General features: G+C 43.5%; 17 protein-coding genes. 11 read left to right on the forward strand and 6 right to left on the reverse strand.

Features of this window, described 5'->3' with window-relative positions:
- Positions 1-15 precede the first annotated feature (15 nt).
- Genes DX873_RS08795 through rsxA form a run of 7 tightly spaced genes read left to right on the forward strand, consistent with a single transcriptional unit; the run spans position 16 to position 5,461 of the window.
- Entirely contained in the window at positions 16-447 is a 432-nt protein-coding gene (locus tag DX873_RS08795; RefSeq protein WP_181899456.1) for a SoxR reducing system RseC family protein, read from the forward strand.
- 2 nt (positions 448-449) lie between these two features.
- Positions 450-1,340, forward strand: coding sequence for a Fe-S cluster domain-containing protein (locus DX873_RS08800; protein ID WP_116184087.1), 891 nt, complete (start codon positions 450-452; stop codon positions 1,338-1,340).
- Positions 1,333-2,661 (forward strand): electron transport complex subunit RsxC, encoded by a 1,329-nt coding sequence (gene rsxC, locus DX873_RS08805; protein WP_116184088.1) that lies wholly within the window; start codon positions 1,333-1,335, stop codon positions 2,659-2,661. The genes DX873_RS08800 and rsxC overlap by 8 nt, the downstream gene beginning before the upstream one ends.
- Positions 2,662-2,663: 2 nt before the next feature.
- Positions 2,664-3,674 carry an RnfABCDGE type electron transport complex subunit D gene (locus DX873_RS08810; RefSeq protein ID WP_116184089.1) on the forward strand — a complete coding sequence of 337 codons (1,011 nt, stop codon included), beginning with the start codon at positions 2,664-2,666 and terminating at the stop codon, positions 3,672-3,674.
- A 2-nt stretch (positions 3,675-3,676) separates the two neighbouring features.
- Entirely contained in the window at positions 3,677-4,273 is a 597-nt protein-coding gene (locus DX873_RS08815) for an RnfABCDGE type electron transport complex subunit G (RefSeq protein WP_116184090.1), read from the forward strand.
- A 5-nt stretch (positions 4,274-4,278) separates the two neighbouring features.
- The gene (locus tag DX873_RS08820) at positions 4,279-4,884 is read left to right on the forward strand and encodes an RnfABCDGE type electron transport complex subunit E (protein WP_181899457.1); all 606 of its coding nucleotides are present in this window, start codon (positions 4,279-4,281) and stop codon (positions 4,882-4,884) included.
- Position 4,885: 1 nt separating this feature from the next.
- Positions 4,886-5,461 carry an electron transport complex subunit RsxA gene (gene rsxA / locus DX873_RS08825; RefSeq protein WP_116184091.1) on the forward strand — a complete coding sequence of 192 codons (576 nt, stop codon included), beginning with the start codon at positions 4,886-4,888 and terminating at the stop codon, positions 5,459-5,461.
- A 192-nt stretch (positions 5,462-5,653) separates the two neighbouring features.
- Here rsxA and DX873_RS08830 read toward each other — a convergent pair whose 3' ends face one another.
- Positions 5,654-5,953 carry a hypothetical protein gene (locus tag DX873_RS08830; RefSeq protein ID WP_116184092.1) on the reverse strand — a complete coding sequence of 100 codons (300 nt, stop codon included), beginning with the start codon at positions 5,951-5,953 and terminating at the stop codon, positions 5,654-5,656.
- A 214-nt stretch (positions 5,954-6,167) separates the two neighbouring features.
- Between DX873_RS08830 and DX873_RS08835 the strand changes: the two genes are divergently transcribed.
- Positions 6,168-6,599 carry a hypothetical protein gene (locus DX873_RS08835; protein WP_147296635.1) on the forward strand — a complete coding sequence of 144 codons (432 nt, stop codon included), beginning with the start codon at positions 6,168-6,170 and terminating at the stop codon, positions 6,597-6,599.
- A gap of 33 nt (positions 6,600-6,632) precedes the next feature.
- Here DX873_RS08835 and DX873_RS08840 read toward each other — a convergent pair whose 3' ends face one another.
- Together DX873_RS08840 and DX873_RS08845 are read right to left on the reverse strand one after the other, a co-directional pair.
- Positions 6,633-7,643, reverse strand: coding sequence for a 2-oxoacid:ferredoxin oxidoreductase subunit beta (locus DX873_RS08840; protein ID WP_116184094.1), 1,011 nt, complete (start codon positions 7,641-7,643; stop codon positions 6,633-6,635).
- Between the two features lie 2 nt (positions 7,644-7,645).
- The gene (locus DX873_RS08845; protein ID WP_116184095.1) at positions 7,646-9,505 is read right to left on the reverse strand and encodes a 2-oxoacid:acceptor oxidoreductase subunit alpha; all 1,860 of its coding nucleotides are present in this window, start codon (positions 9,503-9,505) and stop codon (positions 7,646-7,648) included.
- 148 nt (positions 9,506-9,653) lie between these two features.
- Between DX873_RS08845 and DX873_RS08850 the strand changes: the two genes are divergently transcribed.
- From DX873_RS08850 to DX873_RS08860, 3 genes are all read left to right on the forward strand, one after another.
- Positions 9,654-10,007, forward strand: a complete 354-nt coding sequence (locus DX873_RS08850) for a 4Fe-4S dicluster domain-containing protein (protein ID WP_116184096.1) — start codon at positions 9,654-9,656, stop codon at positions 10,005-10,007.
- A gap of 226 nt (positions 10,008-10,233) precedes the next feature.
- Positions 10,234-13,764: a pyruvate:ferredoxin (flavodoxin) oxidoreductase gene (nifJ, locus tag DX873_RS08855; RefSeq protein WP_116184097.1), complete on the forward strand. Its 3,531-nt coding sequence runs from the start codon at positions 10,234-10,236 to the stop codon at positions 13,762-13,764.
- A gap of 44 nt (positions 13,765-13,808) precedes the next feature.
- Entirely contained in the window at positions 13,809-14,186 is a 378-nt protein-coding gene (locus tag DX873_RS08860) for a HEPN domain-containing protein (RefSeq protein ID WP_116184098.1), read from the forward strand.
- 30 nt (positions 14,187-14,216) lie between these two features.
- On the opposite strand, the gene DX873_RS08865 is transcribed toward DX873_RS08860, so the two are convergent.
- The 3 genes from DX873_RS08865 to DX873_RS08875 all read right to left on the reverse strand — a co-directional run bounded on the left by DX873_RS08865 (position 14,217) and on the right by DX873_RS08875 (position 16,040).
- The gene (locus DX873_RS08865) at positions 14,217-14,549 is read right to left on the reverse strand and encodes a 2Fe-2S iron-sulfur cluster-binding family protein (RefSeq protein WP_116184099.1); all 333 of its coding nucleotides are present in this window, start codon (positions 14,547-14,549) and stop codon (positions 14,217-14,219) included.
- 125 nt (positions 14,550-14,674) lie between these two features.
- Complete coding sequence (locus tag DX873_RS08870; protein ID WP_116184100.1) at positions 14,675-15,733, reverse strand: NAD(P)/FAD-dependent oxidoreductase; 1,059 nt, start codon at positions 15,731-15,733, stop codon at positions 14,675-14,677.
- Positions 15,734-15,800: 67 nt separating this feature from the next.
- Positions 15,801-16,040 (reverse strand): NifU family protein, encoded by a 240-nt coding sequence (locus DX873_RS08875; RefSeq protein WP_116184849.1) that lies wholly within the window; start codon positions 16,038-16,040, stop codon positions 15,801-15,803.
- Position 16,041 lies beyond the last annotated feature (1 nt).

Below are 16,041 nucleotides of genomic sequence, written 5' to 3' on the forward strand. Positions count from 1 at the left end.
CAAATAACAATTGTCATGACTTCAATGCCAGCGGATAGCAATACATTCATCCACTCGGGTATAGTTTCCAAAATCAACGGTAGCTCAATTATTGTTGCGTTGGATCAGAACATCCATTGCGAATCTTGTAGGGCGAAAGCTCTGTGCGGGGTTTCTGATTCAGCTTCCAAAGAAATTGAAGTCACAGACCCCTCCAATTCTTTTAAGGTTAATGAAGCAGTAGAAGTTACCCTGAGAAAAAGTCTTGGCCATAAAGCTGTGTTCTGGGCCTACGTATTTCCATTTATCATTATGATCGCAACTCTGCTGATCGCTTCTTCCATTTTTGAGGAATGGTTTGCCGGTCTGTTGTCCCTTTTCATACTCATTCCTTATTATGTTTTGATTCACCTTCTCAATAACCATTTCAAAAAAACCTTTAAGGTTTCCATATCAAGAACCCATTGACCATGTCTGATTCTATTCTACATAGCGTAATCTTATTGTCCCTTTTGGGAATTGTGGCAGCTTTGGTCCTCTATGTGGTATCGAAGAAGTTTTATGTTTATGAAAATCCATTGATTGCAGAGGTCGAGGAGCTATTGCCCGCGGCCAATTGCGCAGGTTGTGGTTCTCCAGGCTGTAGGGCCTTTGCTGAAAAGTTGGTAGGAACCGACGATATTTCAGATTTGTTTTGTCCGGTTGGCGGCAACGATGTAATGAAGTTGGTGTCCGAGGCACTTGGAAAGGAAGTCGCCGAAAAGGACCCTACCGTGGCCGTGATACGCTGTCAGGGAAGCTGCGAAGTAAGACCAAAAACCACGGAGTATCAAGGACCTAAATCTTGTACTATTTCCGCTCTAATTTATAGTGGCGAAACGGATTGTCAATATGGCTGCTTGGGAGATGGGGATTGTGTAGCCGTTTGCCAGTTTGATGCCATGTATATGGATGAGGCCACTGGTCTTCCAGTAGTCATTACCGACAAGTGTACCTCTTGCGGAATGTGTGTGGATGCTTGTCCACGAGACATTATCGAAATGCGTCCCAAGCACAAGAGAGACCTTAAAATCTTTGTGGGCTGTTTGAATGAAGAGAAAGGGGGCATTGCCAAAAAAGCCTGTTCCGTGGCCTGTATCGGTTGCTCCAAATGCTTTGATATATGCCCCAAGGATGCGATTGTTATGGAAAACAACCTTGCCTACATAGACCCAGAATATTGTACGCTCTGCAGAAAATGTGTCCCTGTTTGCCCAACGGATTCCATTATTGAGACCAACTTTCCTCCACGAAAGGAAAAGAAGGTGGAACCCAAAGTAACCGCTAAAGTAGAACCGGTAAAACCCCAGCCCAATGCTTAAAACGTTTCCAAAAGGAGGCGTTCATCCTCCGGAGAACAAATTAACCTCAACCAAGACCATCAAACGGTTACCAGCACCCAAAGTGGTGTATGTCCCCATTTCGCAACATATTGGAATTCCAGCGGAAATTATTGTGGACAGAAAGGATAAGGTCGAAATTGGTCAGGTGATAGCCCGATCGGGCGGATTTGTTTCCTCCAACATCCATGCCCCCGTGGCAGGTACGGTGACCAAATTGGATATGATCATTGATACCAGTGGTTACAAAAAACAGTGCATCGTCATCAGAACCGATGCGAAGAATGAATCAAACTTCGAAGAAATTGATTTCCCTCTTAAAAAGGAAATTACCCTTCAGCCTGAAGAAATAGTCCAACGTATTTCCGATTTTGGAATAGTAGGTCTGGGTGGAGCTACCTTTCCCTCCCATGTGAAATTAAATATCAAGGAAGACCGGAAACTGGACTGCCTCATCATCAACGGGGTGGAATGTGAACCTTATCTGACAGCCGATCATAGGTTAATGTTGGAAAAGACCAAGGAAATCCTGGTGGGCATCCAAATCCTGATGCATGCTCTTCGGGTGGATAGGGCCATCATCGGGATTGAAAACAATAAAAAGGATGCCATTGAAGCCTTCAAAACCTTGAGCGTTCAAGAACCAAGGATTCAGGTGGCCGCATTAAAGGTGAAATATCCCCAAGGTGGAGAAAAACAATTGGTACGGGCCCTCTTAAATAGAGAAGTGCCCAAAAATGGGTTGCCACTGGATGTAGGGGTAGTAGTTCACAATGTAGGTACCGTATATGCAATTTACCAAGCCATCCAGCACAATAGGCCCCTTATGGAACGAGTGGTCACCGTAACTGGTAAAAAACTGGAAAAACCCTCCAACTTTTGGGTGAAAATTGGAACTCCGATCAAAGACTTAGTGGAAGAGGTAGGCGGAATCCCAGAAGGAACCCGAAAAATTGTAAGTGGTGGCCCCATGATGGGCAAAGCCCTTAAAAGTACTGATGTTCCCGTGACCAAGGGAACTTCCGGAATTTTGGTGATTTCCGAAGATGAGGCCAGCAGGGGCGAACCCAAAAACTGTATCCGTTGTGGAGAATGCGTTTCAGTATGTCCAATGGGACTTGAGCCCCACTTGCTCATGAACCTCTCCGAAAAAAACATGTTCGAAAAGGCGGCCCAGGAAGATATCATGACCTGTATAGAATGTGGCTCGTGCAGTTACGTATGCCCTTCACACCGCCCGCTTTTGGACTATATCCGATTTGGCAAAAACATTACAAAAGAACTCCAATCGAAAAAAGTGTAGCTATGAGCGACCAACCAATCATTGTTTCTGCCTCACCACATGTACACTCAGATAGAACATCCCAAAAACTGATGTACGATGTTGTCATTGCATTGATCCCTGCATTTCTGGTCTCACTCTACGTTTTTGGGATCAATGCAATGATAGCTACCGCAGCGGCCGTAATCTCATGTCTACTGTTCGAGTACCTTATTCAAAAATATCTAATGAAAACCGAGGTCACCATAGGTGACGGTTCTGCATTGATCACAGGTATTCTGTTAGCCTTCAACCTACCAGCAGGTATTCCAATCTGGATGATCGTAATGGGTAGTTTGGTAGCTATTGGCGTGGCCAAACTTTCTTTTGGAGGTCTTGGGTTCAACATATTTAATCCAGCTTTGGTAGGGCGTGTGTTTTTATTGATTTCCTTTCCGGTACAAATGACCCTTTGGCCCACTGCAGTTGAGAACAACACCACCGTAGTGGATGCCGTCACGGGAGCTACCACCTTGGGATTGATCAAAGAAGGTGTGCAATTTGGGGAAACCATGACGGAAATAAGTGCTCAATTGCCTTCAAACATGGATATGCTTCTGGGTATTACCGGAGGTTCCTTGGGTGAAATGTCAGCATTGGCATTGATTTTAGGAGGGCTTTTCCTAATTATCAGAAAAGTGATTACGTGGCATATTCCTGTCACGCTTTTGGTGACCATGGCCGTCCTCACAGGTATTTTTTGGTGGATTGACCCTGAGCATTATGCCAGCCCACTGATTCATTTACTCTCTGGAGGAGCAATTTTGGGTGCATTCTTCATGGCAACCGATTTGGTAACCAGTCCAGTGACCAAAAAAGGAATGGTGGTCTTTGCCATAGGAATTGGAATCCTTACCGTGGTAATCCGTTTGTTCGGGTCCTATCCCGAAGGGATATCCTTTGCTATTTTAATCATGAACGCTTTTGTACCCCTGATCAATACCTATTTTAAACCTCGAAGGTTCGGGTCAAAAATTAAAGCCAAAATCGTGTGATTATGAAAAAGAAGGAATCCACACTCATCAACATGGTACTTGTGCTCTTTGTAATCACCTTGGCTGCAGGCCTATCCTTGGGCTATGTAAATGACCTCACATTAGAACCCAAAGCCAAAGCTCGACTGGCGAAAAAAGTCAATGCTTTAAAAACGGTCTTGCCCCAATTTAACAATGCACCGGTTTCTGAAGTGGTCAAAGTCAAAATAGAACAGGCCAAAGACAGTATTGAACTATATCCAGCTCTTCAGGATAGTGTTTTTGTAGGAGCAGCCGTCACCGGAGCATCGGAAAGAGGATATAGTGGATTGGTAAAAGTAATGGTAGGTTTTGAACCAGATGGAACCATCAAGAACATCGCAGTACTGGAGCAAAAGGAAACTCCAGGGTTGGGTACCAAAATGAAGAGCGAGAAGTTCGTGAAACAATTCCGAGGGAAAAATCCGGCATCCTTCAACCTAAAGGTTAAAAAAGAGGGCGGCGAAGTAGATGCTTTGGCCGGAGCTACAATCAGCACACGAGCTTTTGGGGAAGCTACCCAACAAGCATATGATGCTTACATGAACAACAAAGAAATCTTGGTCAAACCCAATAATTGAAGATTATGGCGAACACACTGGACCACAAACAAAATTTCTTAAAGGGTATCATCAAGGAAAACCCGGTCTTTGTAATGTTATTGGGGATGTGCCCCACTCTTGGGGTGACTAGCTCGGCCTTTAACGGATTGGGTATGGGGGTGGCCACTTTATTTGTGCTGTTGATGTCAAACATTGTGGTTTCGCTGATAAAGACCCAAGTACCGAACAAAGTTCGGATTCCGGCCTTCATCATCATCATTGCTTCGTTTGTAACTATTGTAGAGATGGTTCTTGAAGCTTTTATCCCATTTTTATATGAGCAACTGGGCATATTTATCCCTTTGATTGTGGTAAACTGCCTCATCCTTGGTCGGGCCGAATCCTTTGCCTCCAAAAACAATCTGTTGGCCTCAATCGTTGATGCCTTGGGTATGGGGGTTGGTTTTGTCATAGCGCTAACTGCTCTTGGCGCTGCCCGCGAAATTCTAGGTAATGGAAGCATTTTTGAGTTCAAATTTGTCTCTGAGGATGCCAGCACCTTCATCCTGTTTATTCTGCCCCCTGGAGCTTTTATTGCTCTGGCGTATCTGGCCGTTGTGTTCAATAAAATGACCCAAAAAACCGCGTAATATGGAATATGTGATCATTCTTATCGGTGCCGTTTTTGTAAACAACATTGTACTGTCCCAATTTTTAGGGATTTGTCCTTTCTTGGGTGTTTCCAACAAAGTCTCCACTTCCTGGGGAATGTCTGGGGCGGTACTGTTTGTGATGACCATTGCTACCACGGTCACCTATTTGTTGCACCAATATGTGCTGGTGCCCATGGGCTTGGACTATCTGCGGACGATTACTTTTATTCTGGTGATTGCCGCCCTGGTGCAAATGGTAGAAATCATCCTTAAAAAAGTAAGCCCTCCACTTTATCAAGCCCTTGGGGTATTTCTCCCCTTGATCACTACCAACTGTGCGGTTCTAGGGGTTGCTATTCTGGCTTTGGGAATGGAAGATGCCAGTTTGTTGAAAGCAGTATTCTTTGCGTTTTCCAGCTCTATAGGTTTTGCCCTTGCCTTAATTGTTTTTGCAAGCATTCGTGAGTATCTGGAACTGGCAGACATCCCTAAAGGGATGAAGGGCGTACCTATCAATCTTTTGGTAGCAGGCTTACTGTCCCTGGCTTTTTTGGGATTTGCCGGGTTGGTTTAAAACGCTGAATCCCCTGAGTATGAAGAGCTTTTTGCCGATCAGAAACCAATGTGCTAAATAACCCAATCCAAATATGGCAACATCAAGTTTGCAATCCAAGACACCATCGACTTCACAGTCCACACTAGTTTGGAGAACAATACAATCCATCGTCTGGCTTATAGGCTTGGCCATTGTTTTCAATTTGTTTTTTTATCCAACCTTAGGCATCCATTTGTTCTGGAACATCCTAATTCCCATAGCTCCTCTGCTTCTTGTCCTTGCCACTGGTGTATGGAGAAATGTTTGCCCCATGGCATCAACCGCACTTTTTCCAAGGTATATTGGGTTATCCAAGAAAATTAAGTTGACCACTGCGCAATCAGGAAAATTATATCTTACCTCTGTTATATTGTTATTTCTAATTGTGCCATTGAGACATTTAGTATTCAATACTAATGGACTGGCCACTGGAATACTGATATTGTCGTTGGCACTATTTGCCATAGTCATGGGATTACTATTTGAATGGAAAAGTGGATGGTGTTCGGGGTTATGTCCCGTTCATCCCGTGGAAAAGCTATATGGCCAAAACAACAGATTGTCATTACCCAACATACACTGTGATAAATGTTACCGTTGTGTGACCCCGTGCCCCGATTCAACTCCCGCGATCAATCCCGTATCATCCAAAAAAACAGCATATCATCGCATTGCTGGATTTCTTATGACTGCTGCTTTTCCTGGGTTTATCTGGGGATGGTTTCAGGTTCCCGATTACGAAGGGTCAATTACCTTCTCACAAATTGTAATAGCTTATGAATTTCCTCTACTAGGTGTGCTAGTCGCGAGCGGACTATTTCTGGTCTTGAAAAGATTCTTAACCGCAAAAAAGCTTATTGCCATCTTTTCCGCTCTAGCGGTTTCTTGTTATTATTGGTATAGATTACCCGCTTTAATCGGCTTTGGTATTTTTCCAAATGATGGAATGCTAATAGATTTATCCCATTCAATTCCTAAATGGGTAGTTTCAGTCATTATAATTACCACCTCTCTTTTCTTTTTTTGGTGGATTGTTTTTAGAAAACAAAAACAAATCAGCTGGGGCTCTAGACCTGCTTATGCTAAAATCAGTAGAACCAAAACTAGCTTACCGTAGAAGTCCTATCTCTTGTACAGGATTTTATAACTATTAATCTACTTTATAAGTTTCCCCAGAGAAAAAGAGGTCGTCAGTCTTTACAAAATTGGAATTAGCTTTTACCTGTTCGGTCAGTGAATCCTCTCTTTCTTCTAAAGTGACATCATCAAAACTCCTAATAATTCCAGTGACCAATGGGTATTGCAATCGCACCAACATTTGATGTAAAGTAGGATCCTGCTCATGGGCATCATGCACCAACAAGTCATCTTCGGTGATGCCATTTTCACCTAAGGTGACCACCTCAAGTTTTAGTCCGTTCAAGACCAACCCTTTATCCTTGTTTTTTCCAAAGATCATAGGTTTTCCATGTTCCACGTGCAATTGCTTGTCCTCACGCACGGTTTTATCTGTGAACTGGGTAAAACAGCCATCGTTGAAGATGACACAGTTTTGCAAAACCTCGATCAAGGTAGTTCCATTGAATTTCTCAGCATCAACAAAAATTTGTGTCATTTCCTTGGGCGTGTTGCCTGCTACCCGGGCAAAAAATCGGGCTTGGGCCCCAATGGCCAGTTCCCCTGCAGAAAATGGAGGCTGCGTGTTTCCGTGTGGAGACGATTTAGTCTTTTGCCCCACCGAAGAAGTGGGTGAAAATTGACCTTTGGTCAATCCATAGATCTTGTTGTTGAACAAAATCATGTTGAGATCAATGTTTCGGCGCAACACATGGATAAAATGATTGCCCCCAATGGCCATACTATCACCATCTCCAGTAATCACCCAAACGCTAAGGTCTGTATTGGCCAATTTAACACCGGAAGCTATGGCTGCAGCACGCCCATGGATGCCGTGCATACCATAAGTGTCCATATAATAGGGAAAACGTGAAGAACACCCAATTCCTGAGATGAACACTACATCTTCCTTTTTAACTCCCATCTCTGGCAAGGCCTTTTGCATGGCACGCAAGATGACATAGTCATCGCACCCAGGGCACCATCGTACCTCCTGGTCACTAGCAAAATCCTTGAACGTATATTTCTGTGCTGTAGTTTCCATAGCTATGCCAAAAGTTGTTTGAATTTTTGAACCAATTCATCATTGCCAAAGGGCAATCCCTGAACCTTATTATATTGTAATGGATCCAATCCGCTAAAGTTGATCTTTAAGATCTTGGCAAATTGTCCGCTGTTCAATTCACAGACAATGATTTTTTTGAAACGCTTCAAAACCTCACCGGTATTCTTTGGCAAGGGGTTGATATAATTGAAATGCGCAAAACCAATGTTGGAATATCCTTCATCACTCAATTGTTTTACGGCGGTATGCAAAGCACCGTAGGTACCGCCCCAGCCAACGACCAAAACATCACCTTCCTCAGCAAATTCCGCTGTAATCTCTGGGATATAGTTCTGGACCCTTTTGATTTTTTCTGCCCTAATCTTGGTCATGTACTCATGATTTTCCGGAACATAGGAAACATTGCCTGTGGTGCCGTCTTTTTCCAGACCACCCACCCGGTGTTCCAATCCCGGGGTTCCAGGAATGGCCCATGAACGTGCCAAAGTGGGCTCATCCCGATTGTAGGGTTGCCAATTTTCTTCGGCTTGCTTAACAATGTTATTCTTGATCTCTGCCATTTCGCTAACCGATTGGATTTTCCACGGAGCAGAACCGTTGGCAATATAGCCATCAGTCATTAAAATGACCGGGGTCATATGTTCTAGACTCAATTTGGCCGCTTCGTAGGCAAAATCAAAACAATTGGCCGGAGTACTGGCCGCAATCACAATAATCGGACTTTCTCCATTTCTTCCGTACATGGCTTGGAGCAAATCGGATTGCTCCGTTTTTGTGGGCAAACCCGTTGAAGGTCCTCCACGTTGCACATCTACTACTACCAAAGGTAGTTCCACCATCATCGCCAACCCCAAAGCTTCACCTTTTAAGGCCAATCCAGGCCCTGAAGTGGTGGTTATGGCCAGGTCACCCGCAAAGGATGCGCCGATAGCTGATGTAATTCCTGCAATTTCATCTTCGGCCTGAAACGTCTTGACTCCAAAATGTTTGTGCTTTGCCAATTCATGCAAAATATCTGAAGCCGGTGTAATCGGGTAAGACCCCAAAAACAATTCAAGACCCGATTTCTCAGCGGCCGCTAAAAAACCCCATGCAGTTGCTGTATTGCCCATGATCACCCTATACGTGCCAGGAGGCATCTGTGCAGGTGCAATGGTATAAGAGTTTGGAATCAGTTCCAGCGTTTCAGAGAAATAATACCCTGCATTGAGCACCTTTGTATTGGCCTCGATCAGCAGTGGATTTGATTTGAATTTTTTCTTGAAGAAGTCAATGGTGTGCTCAGTTGAACGGTGGTACATCCAATAGACCATTCCCAAAGCAAACATGTTCTTGCTTCTAGTGATGGTCTTGTTGTCCAAACCTTGAACATCCCGTAAAGCTTCCTTTGTGAGGGAGCTCATGGCCACTTCAATGACCCTATAGTTTTCAAGGGTACCATCTTCCAACGGGTTAGAATCGTATTCAGCCTTGTCCAAATTCTTTTTGGTAAAAGAATCTGTGTCCACAATAATGGTATGCCCAGGCTTAACGGCATATAGATTGGTCTTGAGACCAGCTGGGTTCATTGCCACCAACAAGTCCACATTGTCCCCGGGGGTACTTACCTCAATACTTCCAATATGTACCTGAAATCCGGAAACACCATATAAACTGCCCTGAGGGGCCCGTATTTCTGAAGGATAATTGGGAAAGGTGGCCACATCATTACCAAACATGGCCGATGTATCCGAAAATTGGGTCCCTGTCAGTTGCATTCCATCTCCGGAGTCACCAACAAACCGGACCACAACCGCTTCCAGAGCCGTGCTTTCGGTTCCTTCGTTTTCTAATTTAATCATCGGTAGAACTTCTTTTGATTCTTTAAAACTATAGCAATGCTATGGTAACAAATATACTTTTGTTACCTGCAACGAATCCTGATTTTTATCATTAAATAGGCTAGCCGGGTATCCTAAATTTACAATCAAATTCTAAAATTAGATAACAATGGCTATCATTATTACCGATGAATGCATTAATTGTGACGCCTGTATCTCGGAATGTCCCAATAATGCCATCTATGAACCAGGAGAAGAATGGTCGTATGCTGATGAAACTGCTTTGAGCGGAACAATAACTTTGCCCTCCAACGGAAGCGAAATTGATGCTGATGAAGAAAACGAACCAATTTCTGATGAGTTCTATTTCATCGTTCCAGATAAATGTACAGAATGTAAGGGATTCCACGATGAACCCCAGTGTGCTTCGGTTTGTCCTGTAGACTGCTGTGTGCCCGATGAGAACTTTGAGGAGACCGATGACCAACTTTTGTCCAAAAAAGCATGGTTGCACGGAGAGTAATTTCCACACCCGAAAATTGCCCCAACAATATCACGGCAAATCCGTGGACAACATTGGAATGCCATAAATGTCCCTTAACGCTCTTCAAGACATTTCGCTCGCTGATAAATGTCATGTTATGAGAGCCTTACGGTACGTATTTTTATAAGAAATAGAAATGCTGAACTGACATTTGAGGGAATACGGTAATTCCTGATGATTTCAGTCCATAATACAACTTCCCGTCATGAAAAAAGATTTCCCAAAACTCATTTGCGATGCAAATGAGGCCGTTGCAAGAATTGCACATAAAACCAACGAGGTCTGCGCCATTTATCCCATCACTCCCGCTTCTCCAATGGGAGAACATGTAGATGTTCTCAGTTCCGAAGGAGAAACAAATATTTGGGGCAATGTTCCCAAGATTGTTGAAATGCAGAGTGAAGGCGGAGCCGCAGGTGCCGTCCACGGATCCCTGCAAGGCGGTGCGCTCACCACAACCTTTACAGCTTCCCAAGGTCTCCTGCTGATGATTCCCAATATGTACAAAATTGCTGGGGAATTATTGCCCGGAGTCATTCATATTGCGGCCAGGACAGTCGCCACCCATGCGCTTTCCATCTTTGGGGACCATTCTGATGTGATGGCCGCCAGACAAACAGGGTTCTCCATGCTTTTTGGAGGCTCCGTTCAAGAGGCTATGGATTTTGGGTTGATTGCCCAGGTGGCCACCCTAAAATCCAGAGTGCCTTTCTTAAATATTTTTGACGGATTCAGGACCTCACACGAAATTTCCAAGATAGATACCATACCAGACGATATCATAAAAACCATGATGCCCGAAGAGGCCATTATGGAGCATAAGAAACGTTCCTTAGATCCAGATAATCCTGTTGTTAGAGGTACATCACAAAACCCTGATGTGTTCTTCCAAGCGCGGGAAGCAGCCAACACCTATTACGAAAAGGTACCCGGTATTGTTCAGGATACAATGGATGAGTTCTACAAGCATACGGGTCGCAGGTACAGTCTTTTCTATTATATAGGTCACCCTGAAGCGGAAAAAGTGGTGGTCATTATGGGTTCTGGACAAGGACCTGTTATGGAAGCTGTGGATACCATGGTGAAAAATGGCGAAAAGGTAGGTGCTATAGTTGTGAGGCTATTTAGACCTTTCTCCATATCCCATTTTGTTGATGCACTACCAAAAACTGTTAAGAAGGTAGCTGTGCTGGACAGAACCAAGGAGCCAGGAAGTACAGGCGAGCCACTTTATTTGGATGTGGTGACCGCATTTAATGAAAGTGATAGGGATATGCCCAAGATTATCGGTGGTCGCTATGGACTTTCAAGCAAAGAATTTGATCCTGCCATGGTGAAGGCTGTTTTTGACGAACTGGATAAACCAGAACCAAAAAACCATTTCACCGTTGGTATCAACGATGACGTAACCCATACTAGTCTAGAAATTGGTAATCGATTAAAGACCATTAAAAACACCTTCAATTGCATGTTCTATGGTCTAGGATCGGATGGTACCGTAGGGGCGAACAAAAACTCCATCAAAATTATTGGGGAAACCACGGATAATTATGTACAGGGTTATTTTGTCTATGATTCCAAGAAGGCAGGTGCCCAGACGGTCTCGCACCTTCGGTTTGGACCAGAGCCTATTTACTCATCTTACTTGATCCACAAGGCGGACTTTATTGCCTGCCATCAGTTCAATTTCATTGAAAAATATGATATCCTCAAAAACATTAAAAAAGGAGGTACTTTCTTGCTGAATGCTCCATATTCAAATACAGAAATCTGGGATAAGCTTCCCAAAAAGATGCAAGAGGAAATTGTAGAGAATGAACTGGATTTTTATGTCATCGATGCTTCACGAGTGGCCCAGGAAGCCAAACTGGGAAAAAGAACCAATACCGTTCTTCAGACCTGTTTCTTTGCCATTTCTGGCATCCTGCCCAAGGATGAGGCCATTCAAAAGATTAAGGATGCCATTGTAAAATCCTATTCGCACAAGGGAGATAAAATTGTGCAGATGAACTTTAACGCCGTGGATACTTCTCTCGAGAATCTACAAAAAGTGGATTATCCAGAAAAAATAACCAATGATAGAGGCTTAAAGCCCATGATGACCGGTACCGAAGATCCATTTGTGATTGAAGTGCTTGGAAAAATATTGGCCGGTAAAGGTGACGAACTCCCTGTGAGCGCATTCCCTGTGGATGGTACTTTCCCAGTTGGGACCTCTCAATACGAAAAACGCGGAATTGCCAATTTCATTCCGGTTTGGGATGATGAAAATCTCTGTACCCAATGTAATAAATGTGTGGCCATATGTCCGCATGCTGCCATACGTGCCAAGGTGGTTCCGAATTCAGATTTGGAGAACGCACCATCATCCATGAAGGCAGTACCCGCAAAAGGAAGACCTTTTGATACAAAAACCGAGTCCTACTTGTTACAGGTTTCACCTGAGGATTGTACTGGCTGTGATCTTTGTGTAGCGGTTTGTCCTGCGGAAAGCAAGGAAATTGAAAACTTCAAGTCCATCAACATGCGCAAAAAGCTTGATGTTGAAGTGGAAGAAAATGCAAACTGGGACTACTTTATCAATCTTCCCGATTATGATCGTACCGCTTTGCAGATAACCAATGTAAAAGGATCTCAGTTTTTGGAACCGTTATTTGAGTTTTCAGGAGCTTGCTCTGGTTGTGGAGAAACACCTTATATTAAAATGTTGACACAGCTCTACGGAGACAGCATCATGATTGCAAACGCTACGGGATGTTCCTCTATATACGGTGGTAACCTGCCCACAACTCCGTACAAAACCAATAAGGAAGGTAGAGGTCCGGCCTGGGCCAATTCCCTGTTTGAAGATAATGCGGAATTTGGTTTTGGTATGAAACTGGCCCTTGGCAAAAAACAGGAAATTGCCGCTGATTTGCTCAAGTCTCTTAAAAATGAGGTTGGAGAAGAGTTGACCGAAAGCATTTTGACCAACCCCGAAAGTAATGAAGCTGAGCGAAAACAAAAGTTTGAAGATATTGACAAGCTCAAACAGATACTGGATACTCTTAATAATCCCAAAGCCAAAAAACTAAATAGATTATTGGAATACCTCCGCAGAAAAGCCTTATGGGTAGTTGGAGGTGATGGTTGGGCCTATGACATTGGTTACGGTGGGTTAGACCACGTGCTTGCTTCAGGAGAGGACATCAATGTTATGGTTCTGGACACTGAGGTATACTCAAACACGGGTGGACAAACCTCAAAAGCCACACCTTTAGGTGCAAGTGCTAAATTCTCAGTCTCAGGAAAGAGAACCAGCAAAAAGAGCTTGGCATTACAAGCTGTATCCTATGAAAATGTATACGTTGCCCAAGTGGCCATGGGTGCCAAAGATTTACAGACCCTTAGGGCCATAGAAGAGGCCGCTGCTTATCCAGGACCATCGCTTATCGTTGCTTACTCCCACTGTGGAGAACATGGTTATGATCTTAAAGATGGAGCACTCCAACAAGAAAAAGCAGTTGAATCCGGTTATTGGCCGTTATTCCGATTTGATCCATCCAAACCTAAAGGGAAGAAGTTTAAGTTGGATTCCAAACAGCCAAGCGTGCCTGTTGAGGAATTCATGTACAACGAAACCCGATTCACGAGAGTAGCCAATGAAGATGCGGCATTGGGTGAGGAACTGCTAAAACAAGCACAGGAAGAAGTGGATACCAGATGGGAGCGATTGGAATTGTTCAGAAATATGTAAATCAGATAAAGCCAATGAAGGTTAAACCCTAAAATTTGTCAATCATGAAAGAAAAGGCCCAAAAACTGTTTGATGAAGCGATTCAAAAACTAAGAGAAGCCAATGATGAGCTATGCCGACCAGAAGAAGATGTGGTTAGGTCGTTGGTTTGCAGCAACTCGCATGATGCCATTGAAAAGTATCTAAAAGGATTTCTTGCGCTTAATTCCATTGAACCAAATGATGAAGAGAGTATAGATGGACTATATCAAAAATGCAAAAAGGTCAATCATCATTTTGAGGAAGTACATCTTTCCGGGTTTGAATGCAATGCCCACAAAGATGACTCAAGGTTTCACAACGAGCCTTCTGAATTGAGCCGATGTTTTGACATTGCCGATAGTCTGGACACTTTTCTAAGAAGGGAAAAGATTATAGGTTGATTAGCATATCCTTCTAACCAAAATAGAGTTTTAGGCCCCTTCGGGGGCCAGCTCAACCGTCAAGCCATTCAAATCTTCGGTTATGGGGATTTGACATCCCAACCTGCTATTGTCGTTCACAAAAAAGGCTTCGGAAAGCATGGCCTCTTCTTCATCCGATTTTTCGGGCAGCGAATGATCTGAATTGATATAAAATTGACACGAAGCACACATGGCCATCCCCCCACATATACCCACGGTACCTTCCGGTGCCAGCTCGTAGGAACGTACAACTTCCATCAAGTTCATGTTCATATCCGTAGGGGCGTCCACCTCGTGAAGCATACCTTCCCGGTCCCTAATCTTTAAAACTATGTCGCTCATAACCTGTTTGTAGAGATTGTAATAGTCTCCAATCGAAGGGCGAAATTACACATATTCAAAGTTTTGGGAAACCTGTTTATGTTTTTCATAACAAGTATGGGGAATCTTGTGAATATGCCCAAAGGCTATTTGATGGTCTTTACTACCGCCTTTGGCGCTTCTTTTTTACTGCCATCAAATCCTAAAACACCCCCTACCGTAGTATACTTCATGACATACTTTTTGTTCGGAAAAATTCGCTGATAGGCACTTTGGCACATCAACGTGGCCTCATGAAAACCACATAAAATAAGTTTCAGCTTTCCTGGGTAGGTATTTACATCCCCGATAGCGTAGATTCCGGGTATGTTGGTTTGATAGTCCAAAGAATTATCCACCTTAATGGCGTTTTTTTCAATTTCCAGACCCCATTCGGCAATAGGGCCCAGTTTTGGAGAAAGTCCAAACAAAGGAATGAAGTTGTCTACCTCAACATCCATTTCTTGGGATGTATCCGTTTTTTTAACGGTAACTTTTTCCAGTTTGTCATCTCCATGCAATCCCACCACTTCCGCAGGGGTAATCAAATTGATTTTTCCCTGATTTTTTAATTCTTGGACTTTTTCCACTGAATCCAAAGCACCTCTAAACTCGTTTCTGCGGTGTACCAGAGTTACTTCCGAAGCGATATTGGCCAGAAAAATGGACCAATCCAATGCGGAGTCCCCTCCACCGGCAATAAGAACCTTTTTGTTTCTGTAGATTTCCGGTTCTTTAATCATGTAGGCAACTCCATTGTCCTCAAATTTGGAAAGGTTGTCCAAAATAGGCTTTCTTGGCTCAAAACTGCCCAATCCCCCTGCAATGGCCACAATGGGTGCATTGTGCTTGGTTCCTTTGTTCGTGGTTACCACAAAAGACCCATCCTCCAATTTTTCTATGGTCTCGGCTCTTTCTCCCAAGGTGAATCCAGGTTGAAAGGGCTTAATCTGTTCCATAAGATTATCCACCAGTTCACCTGCCAAAATCTCAGGAAATCCAGGGATATCGTAGATGGGCTTTTTGGGATAGATTTCTGCACACTGGCCACCAGGCTGGGGCAATGCATCAATCAAATGACATTTTAATTGCAAAAGACCCGCTTCAAAAACAGCAAATAGTCCCGTAGGGCCAGCGCCAATTATCAGAATATCTGTTTTGATCATGAAGCAATAAGGTTAAATGATTTTTGCGAAGTCAGATTCGTTAAAGGAAAAATTCGGCCTAAAGAGATTAGCTTAAATTAATAACTTCTTCTATCTGTGGAGCATACTTTTTAATGGTCATTTCCACTCCACTCTTCAGTGTCATTTGGTTTACACTGCATCCGATACAGTTACCTTCCAAACGCACTTTTACAGAATTATCGTTATCAATTGAAATCAACGTAATATCTCCTCCATCACTTTGAAGGAAAGGTCTTATTTCGTCCAATGCTTTTTCTACATTGCTTCTAATCTCTTCTGATGTCATG

The organism is Flagellimonas nanhaiensis (assembly GCF_003382275.1).
GTDB lineage: Bacteria > Bacteroidota > Bacteroidia > Flavobacteriales > Flavobacteriaceae > Flagellimonas > Flagellimonas nanhaiensis.

What these genes read in the sequence shown, in the direction of transcription:
- DX873_RS08810 (WP_116184089.1), top strand. Translation starts at nt 2,664, where the DNA reads ATGAGCGACCAACCAATCATTGTTTCTGCCTCACCACATGTACACTCA.
- DX873_RS08865 (WP_116184099.1), bottom strand. Translation starts at nt 14,549, where the DNA reads ATGAGCGACATAGTTTTAAAGATTAGGGACCGGGAAGGTATGCTTCAC.
- rsxC (WP_116184088.1), top strand. Translation starts at nt 1,333, where the DNA reads ATGCTTAAAACGTTTCCAAAAGGAGGCGTTCATCCTCCGGAGAACAAA.
- DX873_RS08800 (WP_116184087.1), top strand. Translation starts at nt 450, where the DNA reads ATGTCTGATTCTATTCTACATAGCGTAATCTTATTGTCCCTTTTGGGA.
- DX873_RS08860 (WP_116184098.1), top strand. Translation starts at nt 13,809, where the DNA reads ATGAAAGAAAAGGCCCAAAAACTGTTTGATGAAGCGATTCAAAAACTA.
- DX873_RS08795 (WP_181899456.1), top strand. Translation starts at nt 16, where the DNA reads ATGACTTCAATGCCAGCGGATAGCAATACATTCATCCACTCGGGTATA.
- rsxA (WP_116184091.1), top strand. Translation starts at nt 4,886, where the DNA reads ATGGAATATGTGATCATTCTTATCGGTGCCGTTTTTGTAAACAACATT.
- DX873_RS08840 (WP_116184094.1), bottom strand. Translation starts at nt 7,643, where the DNA reads ATGGAAACTACAGCACAGAAATATACGTTCAAGGATTTTGCTAGTGAC.
- DX873_RS08815 (WP_116184090.1), top strand. Translation starts at nt 3,677, where the DNA reads ATGAAAAAGAAGGAATCCACACTCATCAACATGGTACTTGTGCTCTTT.
- DX873_RS08820 (WP_181899457.1), top strand. Translation starts at nt 4,279, where the DNA reads ATGGCGAACACACTGGACCACAAACAAAATTTCTTAAAGGGTATCATC.
- DX873_RS08870 (WP_116184100.1), bottom strand. Translation starts at nt 15,733, where the DNA reads ATGATCAAAACAGATATTCTGATAATTGGCGCTGGCCCTACGGGACTA.
- DX873_RS08835 (WP_147296635.1), top strand. Translation starts at nt 6,168, where the DNA reads ATGACTGCTGCTTTTCCTGGGTTTATCTGGGGATGGTTTCAGGTTCCC.
- DX873_RS08850 (WP_116184096.1), top strand. Translation starts at nt 9,654, where the DNA reads ATGGCTATCATTATTACCGATGAATGCATTAATTGTGACGCCTGTATC.
- DX873_RS08845 (WP_116184095.1), bottom strand. Translation starts at nt 9,505, where the DNA reads ATGATTAAATTAGAAAACGAAGGAACCGAAAGCACGGCTCTGGAAGCG.
- nifJ (WP_116184097.1), top strand. Translation starts at nt 10,234, where the DNA reads ATGAAAAAAGATTTCCCAAAACTCATTTGCGATGCAAATGAGGCCGTT.
- DX873_RS08875 (WP_116184849.1), bottom strand. Translation starts at nt 16,040, where the DNA reads ATGACATCAGAAGAGATTAGAAGCAATGTAGAAAAAGCATTGGACGAA.
- DX873_RS08830 (WP_116184092.1), bottom strand. Translation starts at nt 5,953, where the DNA reads ATGACTATGGCAAATAGTGCCAACGACAATATCAGTATTCCAGTGGCC.